Raw genomic sequence first — 18163 nt, forward strand, 5'->3', positions numbered from 1 at the left:
TTAAAAAGTAAAATGTTACACAAGGAAAATATAAAACGAATCTTTAAATGTTCACCGATGCAAAAAGGCATGTTCTTTTTGTACAAGTTGAATCCATCTTCAAAACAACACATCGTACAATATTGTTTTGATCTCAAAGGAGAAATACAGCCTGCAAACTTTAAAGAAGCTTTTCGCGATGTATGCAAAAGATACGACGTATTGCGAACCATTTTTGTGCAAAAAACGACCGATTATCCAATTCAAATCGTACTTAAAGAAATTGAACTCGATTTTACATTTACTGATGTCACAACGGCGACGAACACCAAAACCAAACAAGAATTTTTAGAAGCCGATTTAGAAAAAGGATTTCAAATAGACAAAACGCCATGCGTGCGTTTGCAACTCATCAAACAAGCAGACCGATCGTACGCGTGTATTTTTACGTTTCATCACATCATTATGGATGGTTGGTGTAACAGTATCATTATCAATGATTTCATGACGTTTTATGCAGCGCGAACGCTTCAGTTGGAAATGCCCAAAACGCCTGTGCCAAACTATGAATCGTACATTCAATGGTTGGACAAACAAAATGCTGTGGAAGCCACAAATTTTTGGAAAAACTACTTGAGCGATTACCAAAATCAACTCAAAATACCATTTCTGAAAACGCAAAATGAACTTCTGTATCTGTTTGAAAATCAAACAATCACTTTTGAAGCGGAACTTTCTACAAAAATTGAAATCCTAGCCAAAGAAAATGATGTCACACTCAATGCGGTATGTCAATTATTGTGGGCAATTGTGTTGGCAAAAATCAACGATGTTTCGGATGTTGTATTTGGAGTGGTTTCTTCGGGAAGACCTACAGAAGTAGCGGATTCGGATAAAATCTTAGGACTATTCATCAACACCATTCCCATTCGAATTTCGTGGGATAAAAGCACAACAATTCGTGAAGTATTGAAGCAATCGTTCGAAAAAATAAATGCAGTTCAAGAATACAGTTACCTGCAATTGGCAGACATTCAACAACAATCGGAACAGTCGCGAAACCTAATTGATCACATTTTCATCTTTGAAAACTATCCAAAAAATATTGAAGATCTTTCCAATGCGGACGAACTTAAAACACTAGACTTGCGCTTGGAAAACACCCAAGTTTTCGATCAAACAAACTATCATTTCAACATCATTGCAAAGAAAAACGAACACATTGAATTCAAGTTTTTATACAATGCTTCGCTCATTTCGGCAAACGATATTGAGATTATTGGCGAGTATTTGCAACATGTAGCCAATCAAATAGTTGAAAATCCAGCCGATTTGCTAAGCACTATTTCGCTTGCTCCAAAACAACATTTGGCAATGCTTACGGGCGCATCACACGAAATTCATCACGAATCTTTGGTGAGCTATTGGAAGCAAAGTGTGTCAACATTTGGAAGTCGTATCGCGGTTACGCATGAAAATCAGGAATTTACCTATCACGAAATTGATCAATTGTCCAACGCTTTCGCGGGATTTTTACAAAAAAACCATGCCGTTACCAATGGCGATCGTGTAGTTGTTGCATTGGAAAGATCGGAGCGAATGCTGATTGCGGTTTGGAGTATTTTAAAACTTGGCGCAAGCATTGTACCGATAGATATAAACTATCCAGAACGCAGAAAAGAATACATTCTGCAAGACGCAAATGCAACGTGTATTGTTGACGAATCTATGATGGAAGCATGGCAAAATTCACATGAAACGTTTGCGGAAAATGAAGTTACTTTTCAGTCACCAAATCGCGAAAGTATCTGTTACATCATTTACACTTCTGGAACCACGGGAAAACCAAACGGAACGATGTTGACGCATGAAAACATGATCAATTTGGTTCATTTTCATGATGCAACAACCATTAAACGTTCCAAAGTATTGCAATTTGCACCCTTGGTATTCGATGTTTCTTTTCAAGAAATATTTGCCACACATCTCAACGGTGGAACTCTATATTTAATTCACGAAAGTGTACGGTATAATGTAGAAAAACTGTTTCAATTTGTTGAAAAACATGCTATTGAAACTTTATTTCTACCAACATCATACTTAAAATACATCAGCAACACCAACGAAGTATTGCAAGCATTTCCAAGCTGTGTACAGGACATCATTGTAGCAGGTGAACGGTTAATCATCAATAACAATCTAAAAGAATTTCTATGGAACAGAAACGTTCGTTTGCACAACCATTACGGACCTTCGGAAACACACGTCATCACAGCAATGACGGTAAACACGGATGCTGAAATTGACAAAATTCCTTCCATTGGAACGCCAATTCAAAACACGACCATTTGCATCATGTCTGAAACGGATCAAATTCAAGCAAAAGGTGGAGTCGGACAACTCTTAGTCAGTGGGAAACCTGTTGGAAAAGGCTATGTACATAATGAAACGCTCACACAAAAAAAGTTCGTCACCATTGCTGGGAAAAACTATTATAAAACGGGCGACAAAGCTTATATTCATTCCGACAATACCATTCACTATTTAGGAAGAATAGACGATCAAATAAAATACAGAGGTTATCGTATTGAATTAAGCGAAATTGCCGCTACCATATTGCAAAACAAAGCTGTAAAAGAAGCTGTTGTTATTTTGCATGAAGAAGCGCCTTCTGTACAAAAATTAGTGGCGTTTATCATTGCTGAAACGACGTTTGACACCACAACATTGCAAACACACTTAAACGGTCATTTGCCACATTACATGATTCCGACGTCCATTATACGGATGGATGCATTTCCGATGACACACAATGGGAAAGTTGACAAACGAAAACTTCAAAATGATTTCGTTTCCAACACAGTTGTGGAGTTAGGAACTGAATCACTTACCCTAGAAGAAGAAAAAATCATTGCGATTTGGAAAGAGATTTTAAACATAAACGCGATTTCTAGAAATGATAACTTTCTCAATCTTGGCGGACATAGTTTGCAGTTCATTCAACTTGCAGGACGCTATTCCAAGCATTTCAAAGTTACCGTTTCCTTTAGAGAATTATTCCTAAATGCAACGGTAAAAGCACATGCAGCTTTGATCATTTCCAAATCAAAAGGCGATCTGCCACCAAAAATTCCGAAAACGGCAGTTCAAGAACACTATCCGTTAAGTGCTGCGCAAATGCGAATGTGGACATTAAGTCAATTTGAAAATGCTGACAGAGCACACAATATTGTACAAGCCTTTGAATTTTCTGGAAATTTAGAGACTGAAAAGTTAGTGGAAGCCATTTCGAAAGTAGTGATGCGACATGAAATTTTGCGTACATACTTCATCATCGATGCACAACACAATATTCGTCAACTTTTTGTGCCAAGTGCCATATTTCAAACCGATCTAACTTACATACATCCAGCAACACTTTCGGACGTAGATGCAGTCATTGAAAAGAAATACAAAACGGTTTTCGATTTAGAAAAAGGGCCTTTATGGAATGTCACCATCGTAAAAACAGGCGAAGAACAACACATTCTCATCCTCACCATTCATCACATTATTTGTGATGGTTGGTCCATGAAAATATTGGCAAAAGAAGTCCTTACACACTATCATCACTTACAAAAAAACCAAGAAAAAACACTTCCAGCACTTTCCATACAATACAAAGATTATGTGGCTTGGTTACAAATGCCAAAACAGCAGCAGCAAATACAAAAAGAAGAAGCGTATTGGTTGAAGAAATTTAAAGGTGAAATTCCGCAAATCAAATTTCCAACTTCCAAAAAACGTCCTGCACTTAAAACCTACAACGGTGATAGTGTTTCAGTGACGTTTTCCAAAACACTTTCAGAAAGCATTAAAAAATACAACACGACAAGTGAATCAACACTTTTTATGACGCTTTTAGCAGGTGTAAACGCACTGTTGTACCGATACACAAACGAAACGGACATCATTGTTGGAACACCAACCGCAGGAAGAATACACGAGCAATTGGAAGACCAATTAGGCTTGTACTTAAACACCTTGGCAATACGAACGCACTTTGAAAAAGAAAGTAACTTTGCTGAGTTAACAAGCTTGGTAAAAGAAGAATTATCTCAAACATATTCCAATCAATTATATCCTTTTGACAAACTTGTAGACCAACTACAATTGGAAAGAGATCTAAGCAGATCGCCATTATTTGACATCTTAGTCGTGCTGCAAAACTTCCAAAATACAATTGTAGAAGAAACGCAGGAACCTACAAACCTTTCTGTGACTACGTATTCAGGAAACACGCGCAAACTGAGCATGTTTGACTTAAAATTTGTGTTTCAAGAATACGCGCATGGTATTCATGTATTGCTAGAATTCAATGCGGATATTTATGCAAAAGCTCAAATCAAAAAAGCACTTTCACATCTAGAAAATTTATTGCAACACGTGATACAGCAACCCAAAGTTCCCATCAATGAATTGCACTATCTATCGCCATCTGAAGAGGAAACCATTTTGCAATCTTCTGGACAACTGCTAGAAACGGAAACTTCCAAGGAAACCATTGTAAGTACATTCAAAAATACCGTTCAACAATTTGGAAGCGAAATTGCGTTGGTTGGAGAAGAAAAACAGGTAACGTACAATGACTTAGATGTATTGTCTGATCAATTGGCAAGCTATCTAAAAACTACCTACGCGATACAACCAAAAAGTACAATTGCCATCCAATTAGAGCGCAGCGAGTGGGTTTTTGTAGCGATGTTAAGTGTACTAAAACTTGGTAATGCTTTTGTTCCCATTGCCATAGATGCGCCAAGCGATCGTACAGCGTTTATGCTAAAAGACAGTGCTTGTGTACTAAACATTGATCAATCTGTCATTCAACAATTTGAATTGCAAGAAGCGAACAATGAAGTGATTACATTTCCAGAAGTTTCTAGCAGCATGACAGCGTATATTATCTATACTTCAGGAACTACAGGAAAACCAAAAGGTGTGTCCATTCCGCACAAAGCGTTGGTCAATTATGCCAATTGGTTCAAAAACACGCATCACATTTCGGCAGGCGATCGTTCCGTAGTACTTTCATTGCATACATTCGATTTAATATATACAAGTGTCTTTGGATGTTTGCTTTCAGGCGCAAGTTTACACGTTCCTTCAGAAAATCTAATCAGTGATTTAAAAGGAATTTCAAACTATATCATAAAGCACCACATCAGTTTCTTAAAAATTACGCCAATGTATTTGAATGCGTTGTTAAATGTGAAAGAAAACATCCTAACGTCGTCTTCTTTAAAGTTAATAGTTTGCGGTGGCGAAAAACCAATAATCAACGATGTGCGAAGTGTAGTGGAAGCTGGAAAAATATTTGTAAATCATTACGGACCTACCGAAACTACCATCGGTGTTTGTGCACATGAAGTGACGCGAGACAATCTCAAGGAATTTGAAGAAAATACAGTCATAGGCACACCTGTAACCAACACACAACTGTTCATTTTGGATGAAAAACAACAATTGTGTGCAGATAATATTGTTGGCGAGCTCTGCATTTCGGGAGCACAATTGTCAGATGGCTATGTGAATTTACAACCCTTGACAGAAGAAAAATTCATTCAACATCCAACACTATCCAAACGAATTTTTAGAACAGGTGATCTCGCCAAAAGATTGCCAAACGGCACCATATTGTGTCTTGGACGCAAAGACAATCAGCTAAAAATACGCGGCTACAGAGTAGAATTGGAAGAAGTAGAACACGTATTGGCAGCGCAAACACACATGGTTCAAAAAGCTGCGGTATTGGTCAAAGAACACAACAGTCAACAACGTTTGGTAGCTTTCATCGTAGCACAACAAGAAAATTTTGATGAAATCGAATTACGAGTAGCATTACAAAATTCATTGCCAAACTACATGTTGCCCGCATCTTTTGTTCAAATCACAGAAATGCCGCTCAACGCGAATGGCAAAGTGGACAAAAAAGAATTACTTTTAAAAGGAGTAACGATCAATTCGGTTTCGAAAACCATTGTGGAAGCAAGCAATCATACCGAAGAAGTATTGGTTTCGTTGCTTAAAAAAGCATTGGATACAGAAAAAATATCGGTCAAAGACAATTTCTTTGATTTGGGAGTCAATTCCATCATGCTTATCAAACTATTATACGAAATCAATGCAATGCTAAAAACGGATGTGAAGTTAATGACGATATTTCAACATCCAACGGTGGAAAGACTTGCACAAGTGCTACATTCCTCGAATGAGGATACAACTTCAAAACTCCTAAATGACATAGAAGAAAACGTGGCAGACGATGAAGTATATGATATGTTTGATGAATAATTAATGGAGAGTATAGAAAAACGATTTATGCACATGGACGAAAAAACAATAAAAAAGAGCATTGCCGTTGTCGGAATATCTGGCAGATTTCCGAATGCGGAAAATTTAGCTAATTTTTGGGAGAAACTAAGACAAGGCGCTTCATTATACAATTGGCATTCTGATGATGAACTTAGAGAAAAAGGTATCAGGGAAAGTCAAATTCAAGATGAAACATTCATCAAAATTGACACTACATTACAAGGCGCAGAAACCTTTGACCCTTCATTTTTTGGCTATACCAAAAGTGAAGCAACCTACATGGATCCGCAAACACGATTACTACACGAAGAAGTTTGGCTGGCACTAGAAGATGCCAGTTGCAATCCGTTAACATTTGACAAAAAAATAGGCTTAATTGTAAGTGCTTCCGAAAACTTAGACTGGAAAGTATATGCGCAAAATCAGAAAAGTTCCAATGTAAGTGCATATTACCGCAGACAAATAAGCAATGTAAAATTTAGCAATACTCTGATATCATATCGCTTAAATCTCAGAGGACCAAGTTACTTTATAGATACTGCATGTTCTAGTTCTTTGGTAGGCATACACATGGCAACGCGTCAATTATTGATGAAAGAAGCTGCTATGTACGTGGTAAGCAGTGTTTCTTTAAATTCTCGTGCGGGCTACGGATATTACTATCAAGAAGGCATGATTTCCTCAAAAGATGGACGTTGCAAACCTTTTGACAAAGATGCTTCGGGAACGTTTTTGGGCGAAGGTACCGGAACTGTAGTCTTAAAACGCTTGGAAGATGCCTTAAAAGATGGCGATACAGTGTATGCAGTGATCAGAGGTTCTGCAACCAATAATGACGGAAGCAACAAAGTTGGGTATACGGCGCCAAGTATAGAAGGACAAGCGAGTTGTATTGCTTTGGCACATCGTGTGGCAAACATTGCTCCTGAAACAATTGGATATGTAGAAACCCACGGAACCGCGACACAAATTGGCGATCCTATTGAACTTGAAGCACTCAATATTGCCTTCCAAAAAAATACGCAACAACAGTGTGCAATTGGGAGCATTAAATCAAATTTGGGCCATTTGGATGCGGCGGCTGGCATTACAGGATTTATCAAAACAGTATTGAGCTTACATCACAAAGAAATTCCGCCAAGTTTACATTACAACGCGCCAAATCCGCAAGTAAATTTTGCGCAAGGACCTTTTTATGTGAATAATGCTTTGCAACCGTTTCAACGCTTGCAAAAGGAAATTCCTTTGCGTGCAGGTGTCAGTTCTTTTGGAATTGGAGGAACGAACGCACATGTCGTTTTAGAGGAATTTCAGAACAAAATAAACAATGCACTACCTGCGAAAAAACAGCCACTTCCTATACTGATTTCTGCTAAAAGTTCCGCTTCATTACTACAATATAAAGCCAAACTCGTACAGTATTTACAAAACAATACTCCTGTAAATTTGATGTCTGTTTTCAACGCGTTACAAGAAAAAGCGGTGTTTTCTAACAGCATTTCTGTTGTAGCATCAACCTCCGAAGAATTGATAGCAGAGTTACAAACGGTGACGTCAGAAAATAGTATATATACTGATATTGAAAATACAAAATCAAGACTTGTATTTATGTTTCCAGGGCAGGGAAGTCAGTACGAAAATATGGCATACGAACTCTATCAAGAAAATTCGTTTTTTGCTGAAATATTAGATGAAGGCTTCAAAATACTAGCAAACATCAACAATAATAACTATAAAAAAGTACTCTTTTCAACACTAACTTCGGAAGCAACTTCGGAATTATTACATACCACTCAATATACACAACCGTTGGTTTTTTTAGTGGAATATGCATTGGCAAAATTACTCATGGAGCTAGGAATTCAACCAACAACGATGATTGGTCATAGTTTGGGCGAATACACGGCAGCATGCATTTCGGGTGTTTTTTCATTTGAAGATGCGCTGCAACTTTTGGTATACAGAGCCAATCTCATGGAGCAAACTGAACAAGGTAAAATGATTAGTGTACACTGTTCTGAAGAAGAAATTAAAGCATACTTAAATACAAACGTAAGTATTGCGGCGGTCAATGCGCCAAATGCGGTTGTAATTTCTGGAACGGTCGCTGCAGTTGAAAAATTGGAAAACATATTCAAATCGCTTCGCATTGCTGCGATTCCTTTAAAAACGGGCAAAGGTTTTCATTCGCCTACCATGGATGTGATTCTTGATGATTTTCAACAAAAAATAAACAGCATTTCATTGCACGAACCTACCATTCCGTTCATATCAAATCTCACAGGAAAAACCATCACAAAAGCAGAAGCTACATCGCCCGCATATTGGGTGCAACACATACGCAATGCCGTTTTATTTGCCAAAGGAATTCATACGCTAGAAACCGCAAACTATGAGGTGTTTTTAGAAGTTGGTCCAGGAAACATCTTGAAAAATCTCTACGATCGAAACAGCACAAATGCATCGAGTAAATCAGTAAGTATCTTGAAAGATTCCAAGAAAACTGAAACTGAAATTAGGTGTTTTATCAAACAGCTAGGCTTGTTGTGGAGTTATGGCATTCATCCGCAATGGAATATACTAATTCCGCAACCTGCAACAGAAAAAATAAAATTGCCAAACTACGCCTTTGAAGACATTAAGTTTCCCTACAAAATTGATATTTACAAAGAACTCAACAACGAATTTGATTTTACTACAAAAAATACCAAAAAACCATTTGACGAATGGTTCTATACTACCAATTGGAAACGCTCACATGTACAAAAAGAAGACGAACTCTTTTCTACGTCAAACACAATTGTGCTATTTGCAACAGAAGATACTTTCTTTGAAGAACTTCAACAAGAATTGACAGCAAAAGGGAAACATGTAATCATTGTAAAAAAAGGAATGCGGTATGCGTATATTTCTGAAAATGAACATGTTGTTTGTGCGGAAAAGTCATCAGATTTTACACTCTTATACAACAATATCAAGTCGGTTCACGATACAATAGATCATTACATTTACGGTTGGTCTTTGTCAAATGCCGAAAAAACAATTGCAAATTTAACAGTGGAAAATCAAGCAACATTGCATGAAGATTTCTACGGATGTTTACACATTATACAATCATTTCAACTACAAAAAACACGGCAACGCCATAAATTTACATTGCTAACACAGCAATACGTTAACATTCATGCAAACGAAAAACAGGACTTTGCTTCGGCGAGCGCCAACACATTACTATATGTTGCCATGCAAGAAAATCTAAAAGGATTTAATTGTACCATTGATCTTGACAAAAACGATGCGCAACTTGCAGAAAAAGTAGCAAATGATATTCTGTACAATGCCAAAGATCTTCAAATTACCTATCGAAATAACATTCGTTGGGTGCGCATGTACGAATCTGTAAAAGTAGCGGCACAAACTGCAAATTCGATCATTAAGAAAAATGGCATCTATATAATTACGGGCGGAATTGGAAATGCTGCGTTAACACTCGCAACGCATTTACTAACAAACTATGAAGCAAAAGTATTTCTTATCGGAAGATCCCATGTGCCTGCGGAAGAACATTGGGCGCAATTACTACAATTATCATATCAAGAAGTAAAAGCGAAAAAACTGGAAAAAGTCATTAGATATGTAAAATTAGCCACAAAACATAAAGAAATCTTACACTACTTTAGCGGCGATATTACAGAATTAGCAACCATAAAAAACACCATTTCAGAAATTGAAGAAGCGCACGGGCAACTCAACGGAATCATTCATACCGCAGGAAACATAGATCGGAAAACCTATGAATTGGTGGAAAAAATTCAGCCAGAAAATGTACAAGCGCAATTCGCTCCAAAAGCAACGGGAATCTTAAATCTCTTCGAAATTATAAAAACGAGCGAGATAGATTTTGTGTGGGCAACTTCAAGTTTATCCGCAGTTTTAGGAGGAATTACCTATGCTTCTTACGCCGCGGCAAATAGTTTTATGGACGAATTTGCATCGGTGTTGGATGCGGAAACCGATCAAAAGTGGATTTCTGTAAACTTAGACGGATTGTCCTTTGGAGAGGATGACGCGTACATTCAAGAAGCGGAATTTATCAACATATTTGAACGTACACTTCATTCAAAAGAAACTGCTCAGTGGATTGTTTCCATACAAGATATTTATGAACGCGATACGCTTCCCAGAAGAATAGAACAAAAAATAAAATCAACGGATACAGCCATTGGCGTAGAAAATGATACAGATCATACAGGAATAAAAAATGTAGCCCACGAATTGCGTACCTTATGGATGGATTTCTTTGATAATGAAGAAATCAATTTAGAAAGTAACTATTTTGAATTGGGTGGCAACTCGCTCAATATCATAGTGATGCATCAAAAAATAAAAGAAATTTGGAATGTAGACATTTCCATTGCACAACTATTTACGATGCAAACACTCAACGATATCGTGAAAGAAGTAGAAAAACATCTTGAAAAAGAAGAAGTCACAACTGTAAATGACGATACCTTAATTGGATTTTAAACCGCAAAACCAACAACATGAAAAGTGGTAATCACATCGTTGTAATTTTTGTATTTGTAAGTCTGTGCTTAGTGCAAAATGCTGTAGCACAAAAGCTGACAAAAGAAGATTACACAAAAAAAGAAGTATACATTGAAATGCGCGATGGCATACAATTATACACTGCAATTTATACACCAAAAAACAGCACAAAAAAATATCCAATCATCTTATCGCGAACCACTTGGGGAAACAGACCGTATGGAGCAGATAAAAAGCACCGATACATTTCGTACAACAAAACCTTGCTGGCAGAAGGCAACATCTTTGTGCATCAAGATGTCAGAGGACGTTTTATGAGTCAAGGCGAGTTTGACAATACACGTCCTGTGGTTTCCACGAACAATCCGAAAGCTGTAGATGAGCTGACAGATACCTACGATTCTGTAGAATGGTTGCTAAAAAATGTGCAACACAACAATGGAAATGTGGGCGTTTTAGGCACTTCCTATCCTGGATTTTATGCAGCATTAAGCGCCATTTCTGGGCATCCAGCCATCAAAGCAGTTTCTCCGCAAGCGCCTGTGTGCGATTTATTTTTTGATGATATTCATCGAAATGGAACTTTCGGAATTTACTTTTGGCCTTCGCTAGATGCGATTGGGATACAAACACCTGACAACACTGACAAATGGTGGGATATGTACAATCTTTCTAAAGTAAAAAATAAAGACGGATACGACTTCTATCTGAATGATTTGGGAAGTTTGAAAAATTCAGACAAATTCATGAATCCTGATAACTTTCTATGGAAACAAATCGTGGCGCATCCGAATTATGATAATTTTTGGCAAGAAAGAAATCCATTGCCACACATGAAAAACATTCACTGTGAAGTACTAGTCGTTGGCGGTTGGAATGACATGGAAGATTTATACGGAACGCTCGGCTTTTTCAACGCGATCAATGATCAAAATGCCAACATAAACCCGTATTTAGTCATTGGACCTTGGGCACATGGCGACTACCGATATGAAAGAGGTGCCTATGCTATTGGAAATGTATACTTTGGGAAAAATCTAACGACGTACTTTCAAGAAAAAATAGAAGCTCCTTTCTTCAATCGGTATTTAAAAGGCACGGACAAAGACATAGAAATTCCTAAAATAAGTTTATTTGACACAGGTTCGTTAAAGTGGAAGCATTTTGAAAACTATCCACAAGCAACTGCTAAAAATGAAATAACCTATTACACAAGCGAAAAAGGAAAACTATCACACAACAAAACGAGTACAACATCAGCAACCAAAGGAATTAACTATGTGAGCGATCCAAACAAACCAGTTCCGTATTCGGCAGATCGCACCTTGCAAAAATACTCTCCGAAGCTATTCATTGCAGAAGATCAACGTTTTTCGAGTTCAAGAACAGATGTGATTACATTTTCTACAGAAACCTTGCAAAATGATGTGGAAGTCTTTGGCGCTATAGAAGCGGTATTGCAAGTAGCTACCGATCAAACAGACGCAGATTGGATGGTAAAAGTCATTGATGTATATCCGAATGAGGAAGTGGCAGACAGTCTCAAAATCAATAAAAATGTGCTCATGGAAGGCTACGAACGCATCGTACGATGGGATGTGATACGAGGACGTTTCCGAGAAAGTTTTGAAAGCCCAAAACCTTTTGTTCCCAATCAAAAAACGAAGGTCAACCTAAATTTGTTAGATGTGATGCATACCTTTAAAAAAGGCCATAAAATTATGATTCAAATTCAAAACAGTTATTTCCCGTATTTAGATCGGAATCCCCAAAAATATGTTCCCAATATTTACAAGGCAGACGATTCGGATTTTACAAAAGCCAATCACACAATATTTTTTGACAGTTACATCAAATTCAATGTTGTAAACGGTCAATATCACAAAAAAAACAATGATGAATAAAGATATTGCTATAGTAGGTGTTTCTTTTTCAATTGCTGGAATTCAGAATTTGCAGGAATATTATGAAGCTATTACAGCGGAAACCCCAAAAATAAAAGGAATCCCCGAGATTCGAAAAGAAGATGTAGAAGCGAGATTTGGTCCGCAAACCATTGGAAATGCGGGCTATTTAGATCGTATTGATGTATTTGATGAACGCTATTTCGGAATTACGAAAGGAGAAGCAATGCGTATGGATCCTGAACAGCGACTCATGCTTGAACACTCGGTAAAAGCACTGTACAATGCTGGATACACGCGAAAAGAAGTTGCCAACAACCGAACAGGATTTTTTCATACGTATTACTATTCTTCATACCGTTACTTTTTTGATGATTTTTCAAACGTGTCATTAACCTCGCACATGTCTGGAATGATTGGCACAAAAGTCGCAAATCACCTCGGACTCAAAGGACCAGTCGTTGGTTATGACACTACGTGTTCTTCATCGTTAGTTGCTTTGTATTACGCATGCCAAAGTTTACACATAGAAGATTGTGAATATGCTTTTGTGGGCGGCGTCAATCTTGGGGTAGCGCATGCACAAAAAGTAGCTGCAGCCATCTATTCAAACTCTGAAAAATGCCTGCCTTTTGATGAAAAAGCAGATGGAACCGTTCCCGGAGAAGGCGTTATTTGTCTCTTACTAAAAACCTTAGACAAGGCAAAAAAAGACAACGATACCATTTATGGAGTCATCAAAGGTGGCGCCATCAACCACGGCGGAGAACGCATTCAAAACATCACTGCGCCAAGTCCGTTGGCACAAAAAGAAGTATTGCTCCGCGCTTGGGAAAAAAGTAATATTTCGGTTGAAGACATCGGTTTTATAGAAGCGCACGGAACTGGAACGGAATTGGGCGATCCAATAGAATTTGAAGGAATTCAACTAGCATTCAAAGAAAAAAATAAAAAAACTACTTGTGGCATCAGCTCTGCAAAAGGGCAAGTTGGACACTTAGACGCCATGTCGGGATTGGCAGGAATCGTAAGGAGTTTGGTCAGTTTAAATTATCAAATAAAACCCAAACAACAAGGTTTTCAAAAGCTAAATCCACATATTCGAACGGAATTGCCAAACGTATACGTTCAAGACAACACAGAAGCTTGGGAAACAGACAAAAAGCGCATGTTGGGCGTGAGTTCTTTTGGACTTACGGGAACGAATGTCCACATGATTCTTCAAGAATATACAACGGCACAACAGCATGAAAATTCAAATGACAAAAGCATCCATTTTGCAAGATTATCTGCCAAAAGTGAAGCATTGATACAAGCCACAAAAAAACATTTAATCACTTATATAGAAAACAATCAAGCTGTAAATTTACATGATTTCAGCTATTCGCTAAACAAACTATATGATGCGGAAGATGCAGTGACCGCTTCCTTAATATTCAGAAATAACGAAGCATTGCTGGAAGCATTGAAACAACAAACGGTTCATATTCGTAAAGATAAAACCTTGAAAAGCGTCATCGTTTTAGTGCCAGGAATTTATGATTGGAACGCACATGAACGCACACGGCTTTTGCAAGAATATCCTGAAATTTGGGCTGAAATTGAAAAAACGATTCCTGTGGAAACTTTTGCAGCAAAAGAAGATTTCATTAAAAATGTATTGATTCAATATGGAATATTAAAAAGTTTCATGCAACAGAAAGATTTTGCAGCGCAAGTTTTGTTTGGAGGACAAGGGAAAATACTGCAACAATTGCTGTCGTATACAAGTCAAACCGAAAAAGAAAACTATCTAAAAACGATCACTGCAAACAGTTCAAAGGATTTTAAAGCTACTTCCTTTATCAACTATCTCAATAATTTACAGCAACTTTCAGAAACTATTTTTTATGTCGTGGGCGATCAGGGAGAAATGTTGCAAGCGTTTCAAAGCAAAAGCAAAGAACAACACTTCCATAAGTTTTACATGGGCAAAAATGTTTCGGGATACATAGAAATGCAACAACATCTTTTCAATCACGGGTTTGCTGTAAAAATACCTGTTACAAAACAACAATTCCTTCAAAATTTGGGACTTCCCGTATTTTTATCCAAACGTCATTGGGTAGAAAATGTTACGTTGGATGTGCCTGACTATAAAACACCAACCAACCCTATTTCTTCTGAAAAAAATACACGCGAATTTACAGAAACAGAAATCATTCAGCATATAAAAACAATTTGGCAACACACATTACGCATAGAAAACATTGGCGAAGAAGATAGCTTTTTTGACATTGGCGGAAGTTCGCTTTTAGGCTTAGATGTGATGATGGATATTGAAAACGTATTTGGAATTCGCATGGAATATCAAGATATATTTCAACAAGATACGATTCAAAAATTGGCGGAATTTATTGCACAAAAATTGCACTCAGAAGCGAGCGTGGTAACAACAACAGAAGTTGCGCAACAACAACCAGCAATTGACAAAGAAGAAAAATACAAAGCAGCAATTCAGGAAGTTGAAACACTAACGTTGGCAACCAAAACATTTCAAACAATTTTCTTAACTGGAGCCACTGGATTTTTAGGTGTTTACTTGCTGAAAGAATTGCTGGAAAATACCACCGCAAGCATTATCTGTTTGGTGCGAACCTCAGAAGAAATGACTGCTACAGAACGCTGTTTTAAAGGCTATGAATCGTATTTTGGAAAGAACGCACTTTCTGAAGCGCATAAAAATAGAATTGAAGTCGTAGCAGGAGATGTAACCATTGCAGGATTGGGAATTGAACCTGCTAATAATGCGCTATTTCAATCTATTGATATTGTATATCACACGGCGGCTGCAGTCAATCATTATGGAAAAAAGGAACGATCCGATTTGATCAATTTTCACGGCACCAAACATGTTTTTGAATGGGCAAAAGCGCATCACATTCCAAATTTCAATCACATTTCATCGGTGGCAGTTTCGGGCTCGTATATTGAAAATGTAGCCGAAATCAATTACAATGAAACAGATTTAGATTTAGGGCAACAATTTGGTTCGTACATTTACAGTTCTTCCAAATTTAAAGCGGAAAAATACTTGCACGAACAACAAAATGATGCGATGACTATCAATGTTTTGCGATTGGGCAACTTAGGAGGCGATAGTGTACGAGGAAATTTTCAAAGAAATATTGAAAACAACATTGTTTATCTGCTTTTCAAATCGTTATACAACTCAGGAATTTATCCAGAAAATTACGAACGAAACATCGAAATTTCTCCGGTAGATCAAATTGCGAAAGCGATCTATGTAATCTCAACACATGCCAATAACGCATTGCAAACGTTTCATTTGTACAAATTTGAAAACTTGACTTTGCAAAATATTACAGCCGCTTTTCAGCATCACAATATTACCGTGCATCCTGTGGCACAAGCGATCTTTGAAGAGCGTATCGCAACTGTAATTTCAGAGACAGACGCAAATAAAATTCCGTTTTTTGGCATTGCGCAACAGCGTGAACAAAACATGGATGCATACACACATTATCACATTCAAACTCAAAAAACAGCCGCTTTTTTAGCACGTATTGGCTTTTCGTTTGAACCAGATGCGATGTATTATTCAAAAATTATTGCGCATTGCATTCGAATGAATTTTTTCAAACCTGAAGAGCAACTACATTTAAATACTGTAAGTTCAACATAAAAACCATAACTATTAAACGTAAAACCAAGACATACTAATAATTGTAAAGTCAGAATGTAACACAAGTACATTCTTTTGCAATGCTTAGTTTTTATAAATTACTAACTTTAATCTTTAAATTATGAAAAAAGCAAATCTTAAAAATTTACAACTCAACAAAAAGTTAATTACCAAATTAACTTTTCATGACCTTAAAGGCGGAAGAGCAGGCGGAAATGGAGAAACTAGTAAAAATGATCTTGATCCAACAGGGAAAGAGTGTGCAACCTGTTGTGGATGCCTTGCTGCACCTGTAAGAAACGAGTAAGTTTACGAAAAACAACTAAAATAGAGCGATCCAAAGATTGCTCTATTTTCCAATATAATCCTTCCTTTTGAGGGATTTTTTGTGTTACAGATGTTACTTTTCCCAAAAGTAAATCAGCTTGAGATTCGTTTCAAAAAAAAGAATTACAGAAGTAGAAAAATAAATTAATTATTAGTTGCAGATTATAGTAGAATTGGTATAAATTACAAACCAATTAGAAAATTTAATTGCAAACGTTTTAAAAAAAACATAAAAGTTTAGTAGACAATCTAAAAATTACAAAAAAAATGGAGCTAGTAGTCGGAATTGATATCGGAGGTACTAAAACAAAAATTGGACTTGTGGATGCACAGGGGAATAGTGACTTCAACACATTTTTTAGAACAAAAGAATATCCTGACTTTCAGAATTATTTAGCACAGATTGTTGCTTCCATAGACGAACTTATCGCACAACTTACCACACCATATCACATGGTTGGCGTTGGAATTGGTGCGCCAAATGCGTCCAGTAAAAGAGGAACTATTGAACATGCTGCCAATTTGCCATGGAAAGGAAGTGTTCCACTTGTAGACGAATTAAAAAAACATATAGATCTACCAATAAAATTAATGAATGATGCCAGTGCCGCTGCGTTGGGCGAAATGCTGTTTGGAAATGCCAAAGGAATGAACGATTTCATTGTCATTACCTTAGGGACAGGTTTGGGTTCAGGAATTGTGGCGAATGGACAATTGATTGAAGGCTTTGATGGTTTTGCAGGAGAATTGGGACATTTTGATCTTACCTTTGGTGATGGAAGACTCACAGGATTAGGAGTTGATGGAGGTTTGGAAGCCTATGTGTCTGCTACAGGATTAAAACGAACTATTATGTATATGCTCAGCAAACACATGGATAAAAGTAGATTTAGAGCAATTGCTTATAATGATTTGCATGGAGAAGACATTACCAAAGCAGCAGAAGAAGGAGATGCAATTGCTATAAAAGCATTTGAATATACGAGCAAAATTTTAGGTCACGCATTGGCAAATTTTGTAACCTTTACGCAACCAGAAGCCATTTTTCTTTTGGGTGGACTCACAAGTAGTGGCAAGTGGATTTTTGATACGACAAAACAATACATGGAAAAGCATCTGTTAAAAGTATACCAAGGAAAAGTAAAACTACTTTCTTCCGGAATGCATGGTAAAAATGCAGCCATTCTTGGCGCAGCTTCTTTAATATGGAATGAGCAATAAATGTTGAATCCTGATCTTATACCAATTTTATAGTAGAATTGGTATTACTTACAATCCGATACTATTTACTGAAGATATCGTTACTTTTTAAAAGTTGAAAATACTAAAACATCTCATTTTAAAGTTATTATAATTAAGAACCTTTCAG

The 18163-nt window shown here is 37.1% G+C and carries 6 protein-coding genes; all 6 read left to right on the forward strand.

Annotation, left to right across the window (positions count from 1 at the left end; translation table 11 throughout):
- Positions 1 to 12: 12 nt before the first annotated feature.
- The 6 genes from KORDIASMS9_RS14390 to KORDIASMS9_RS14415 all read left to right on the forward strand — a co-directional run bounded on the left by KORDIASMS9_RS14390 (position 13) and on the right by KORDIASMS9_RS14415 (position 18015).
- Positions 13 to 6309 carry a non-ribosomal peptide synthetase gene (locus KORDIASMS9_RS14390; protein ID WP_114903510.1) on the forward strand — a complete coding sequence of 2099 codons (6297 nt, stop codon included), beginning with the start codon at positions 13 to 15 and terminating at the stop codon, positions 6307 to 6309.
- 33 nt (positions 6310 to 6342) lie between these two features.
- Complete coding sequence (locus KORDIASMS9_RS14395) at positions 6343 to 10857, forward strand: type I polyketide synthase (protein WP_162819971.1); 4515 nt, start codon at positions 6343 to 6345, stop codon at positions 10855 to 10857.
- Between the two features lie 17 nt (positions 10858 to 10874).
- Complete coding sequence (locus KORDIASMS9_RS14400; protein WP_114903512.1) at positions 10875 to 12782, forward strand: CocE/NonD family hydrolase; 1908 nt, start codon at positions 10875 to 10877, stop codon at positions 12780 to 12782.
- On the forward strand, positions 12772 to 16467 hold the full coding sequence (locus KORDIASMS9_RS14405) for a beta-ketoacyl synthase N-terminal-like domain-containing protein (RefSeq protein ID WP_114903513.1): 3696 nt from the start codon (positions 12772 to 12774) through the stop codon (positions 16465 to 16467). Before KORDIASMS9_RS14400 ends, KORDIASMS9_RS14405 begins: the two co-directional genes overlap by 11 nt.
- A gap of 121 nt (positions 16468 to 16588) precedes the next feature.
- A complete protein-coding gene (locus KORDIASMS9_RS14410) occupies positions 16589 to 16774 on the forward strand; it encodes a hypothetical protein (RefSeq protein WP_114903514.1) in 186 nt (61 codons plus the stop codon).
- A 287-nt stretch (positions 16775 to 17061) separates the two neighbouring features.
- On the forward strand, positions 17062 to 18015 hold the full coding sequence (locus KORDIASMS9_RS14415; RefSeq protein WP_114903515.1) for an ROK family protein: 954 nt from the start codon (positions 17062 to 17064) through the stop codon (positions 18013 to 18015).
- Positions 18016 to 18163: the final 148 nt, after the last annotated feature.

The sequence above is a fragment of the Kordia sp. SMS9 genome, from assembly GCF_003352465.1.
Lineage (GTDB): Bacteria > Bacteroidota > Bacteroidia > Flavobacteriales > Flavobacteriaceae > Kordia.

Coding starts and splice junctions, on each gene's coding strand:
- KORDIASMS9_RS14400 (WP_114903512.1), top strand. CDS start 10,875: ATGAAAAGTGGTAATCACATCGTTGTAATTTTTGTATTTGTAAGTCTG.
- KORDIASMS9_RS14410 (WP_114903514.1), top strand. CDS start 16,589: ATGAAAAAAGCAAATCTTAAAAATTTACAACTCAACAAAAAGTTAATT.
- KORDIASMS9_RS14390 (WP_114903510.1), top strand. CDS start 13: ATGTTACACAAGGAAAATATAAAACGAATCTTTAAATGTTCACCGATG.
- KORDIASMS9_RS14395 (WP_162819971.1), top strand. CDS start 6,343: ATGGACGAAAAAACAATAAAAAAGAGCATTGCCGTTGTCGGAATATCT.
- KORDIASMS9_RS14415 (WP_114903515.1), top strand. CDS start 17,062: ATGGAGCTAGTAGTCGGAATTGATATCGGAGGTACTAAAACAAAAATT.
- KORDIASMS9_RS14405 (WP_114903513.1), top strand. CDS start 12,772: ATGATGAATAAAGATATTGCTATAGTAGGTGTTTCTTTTTCAATTGCT.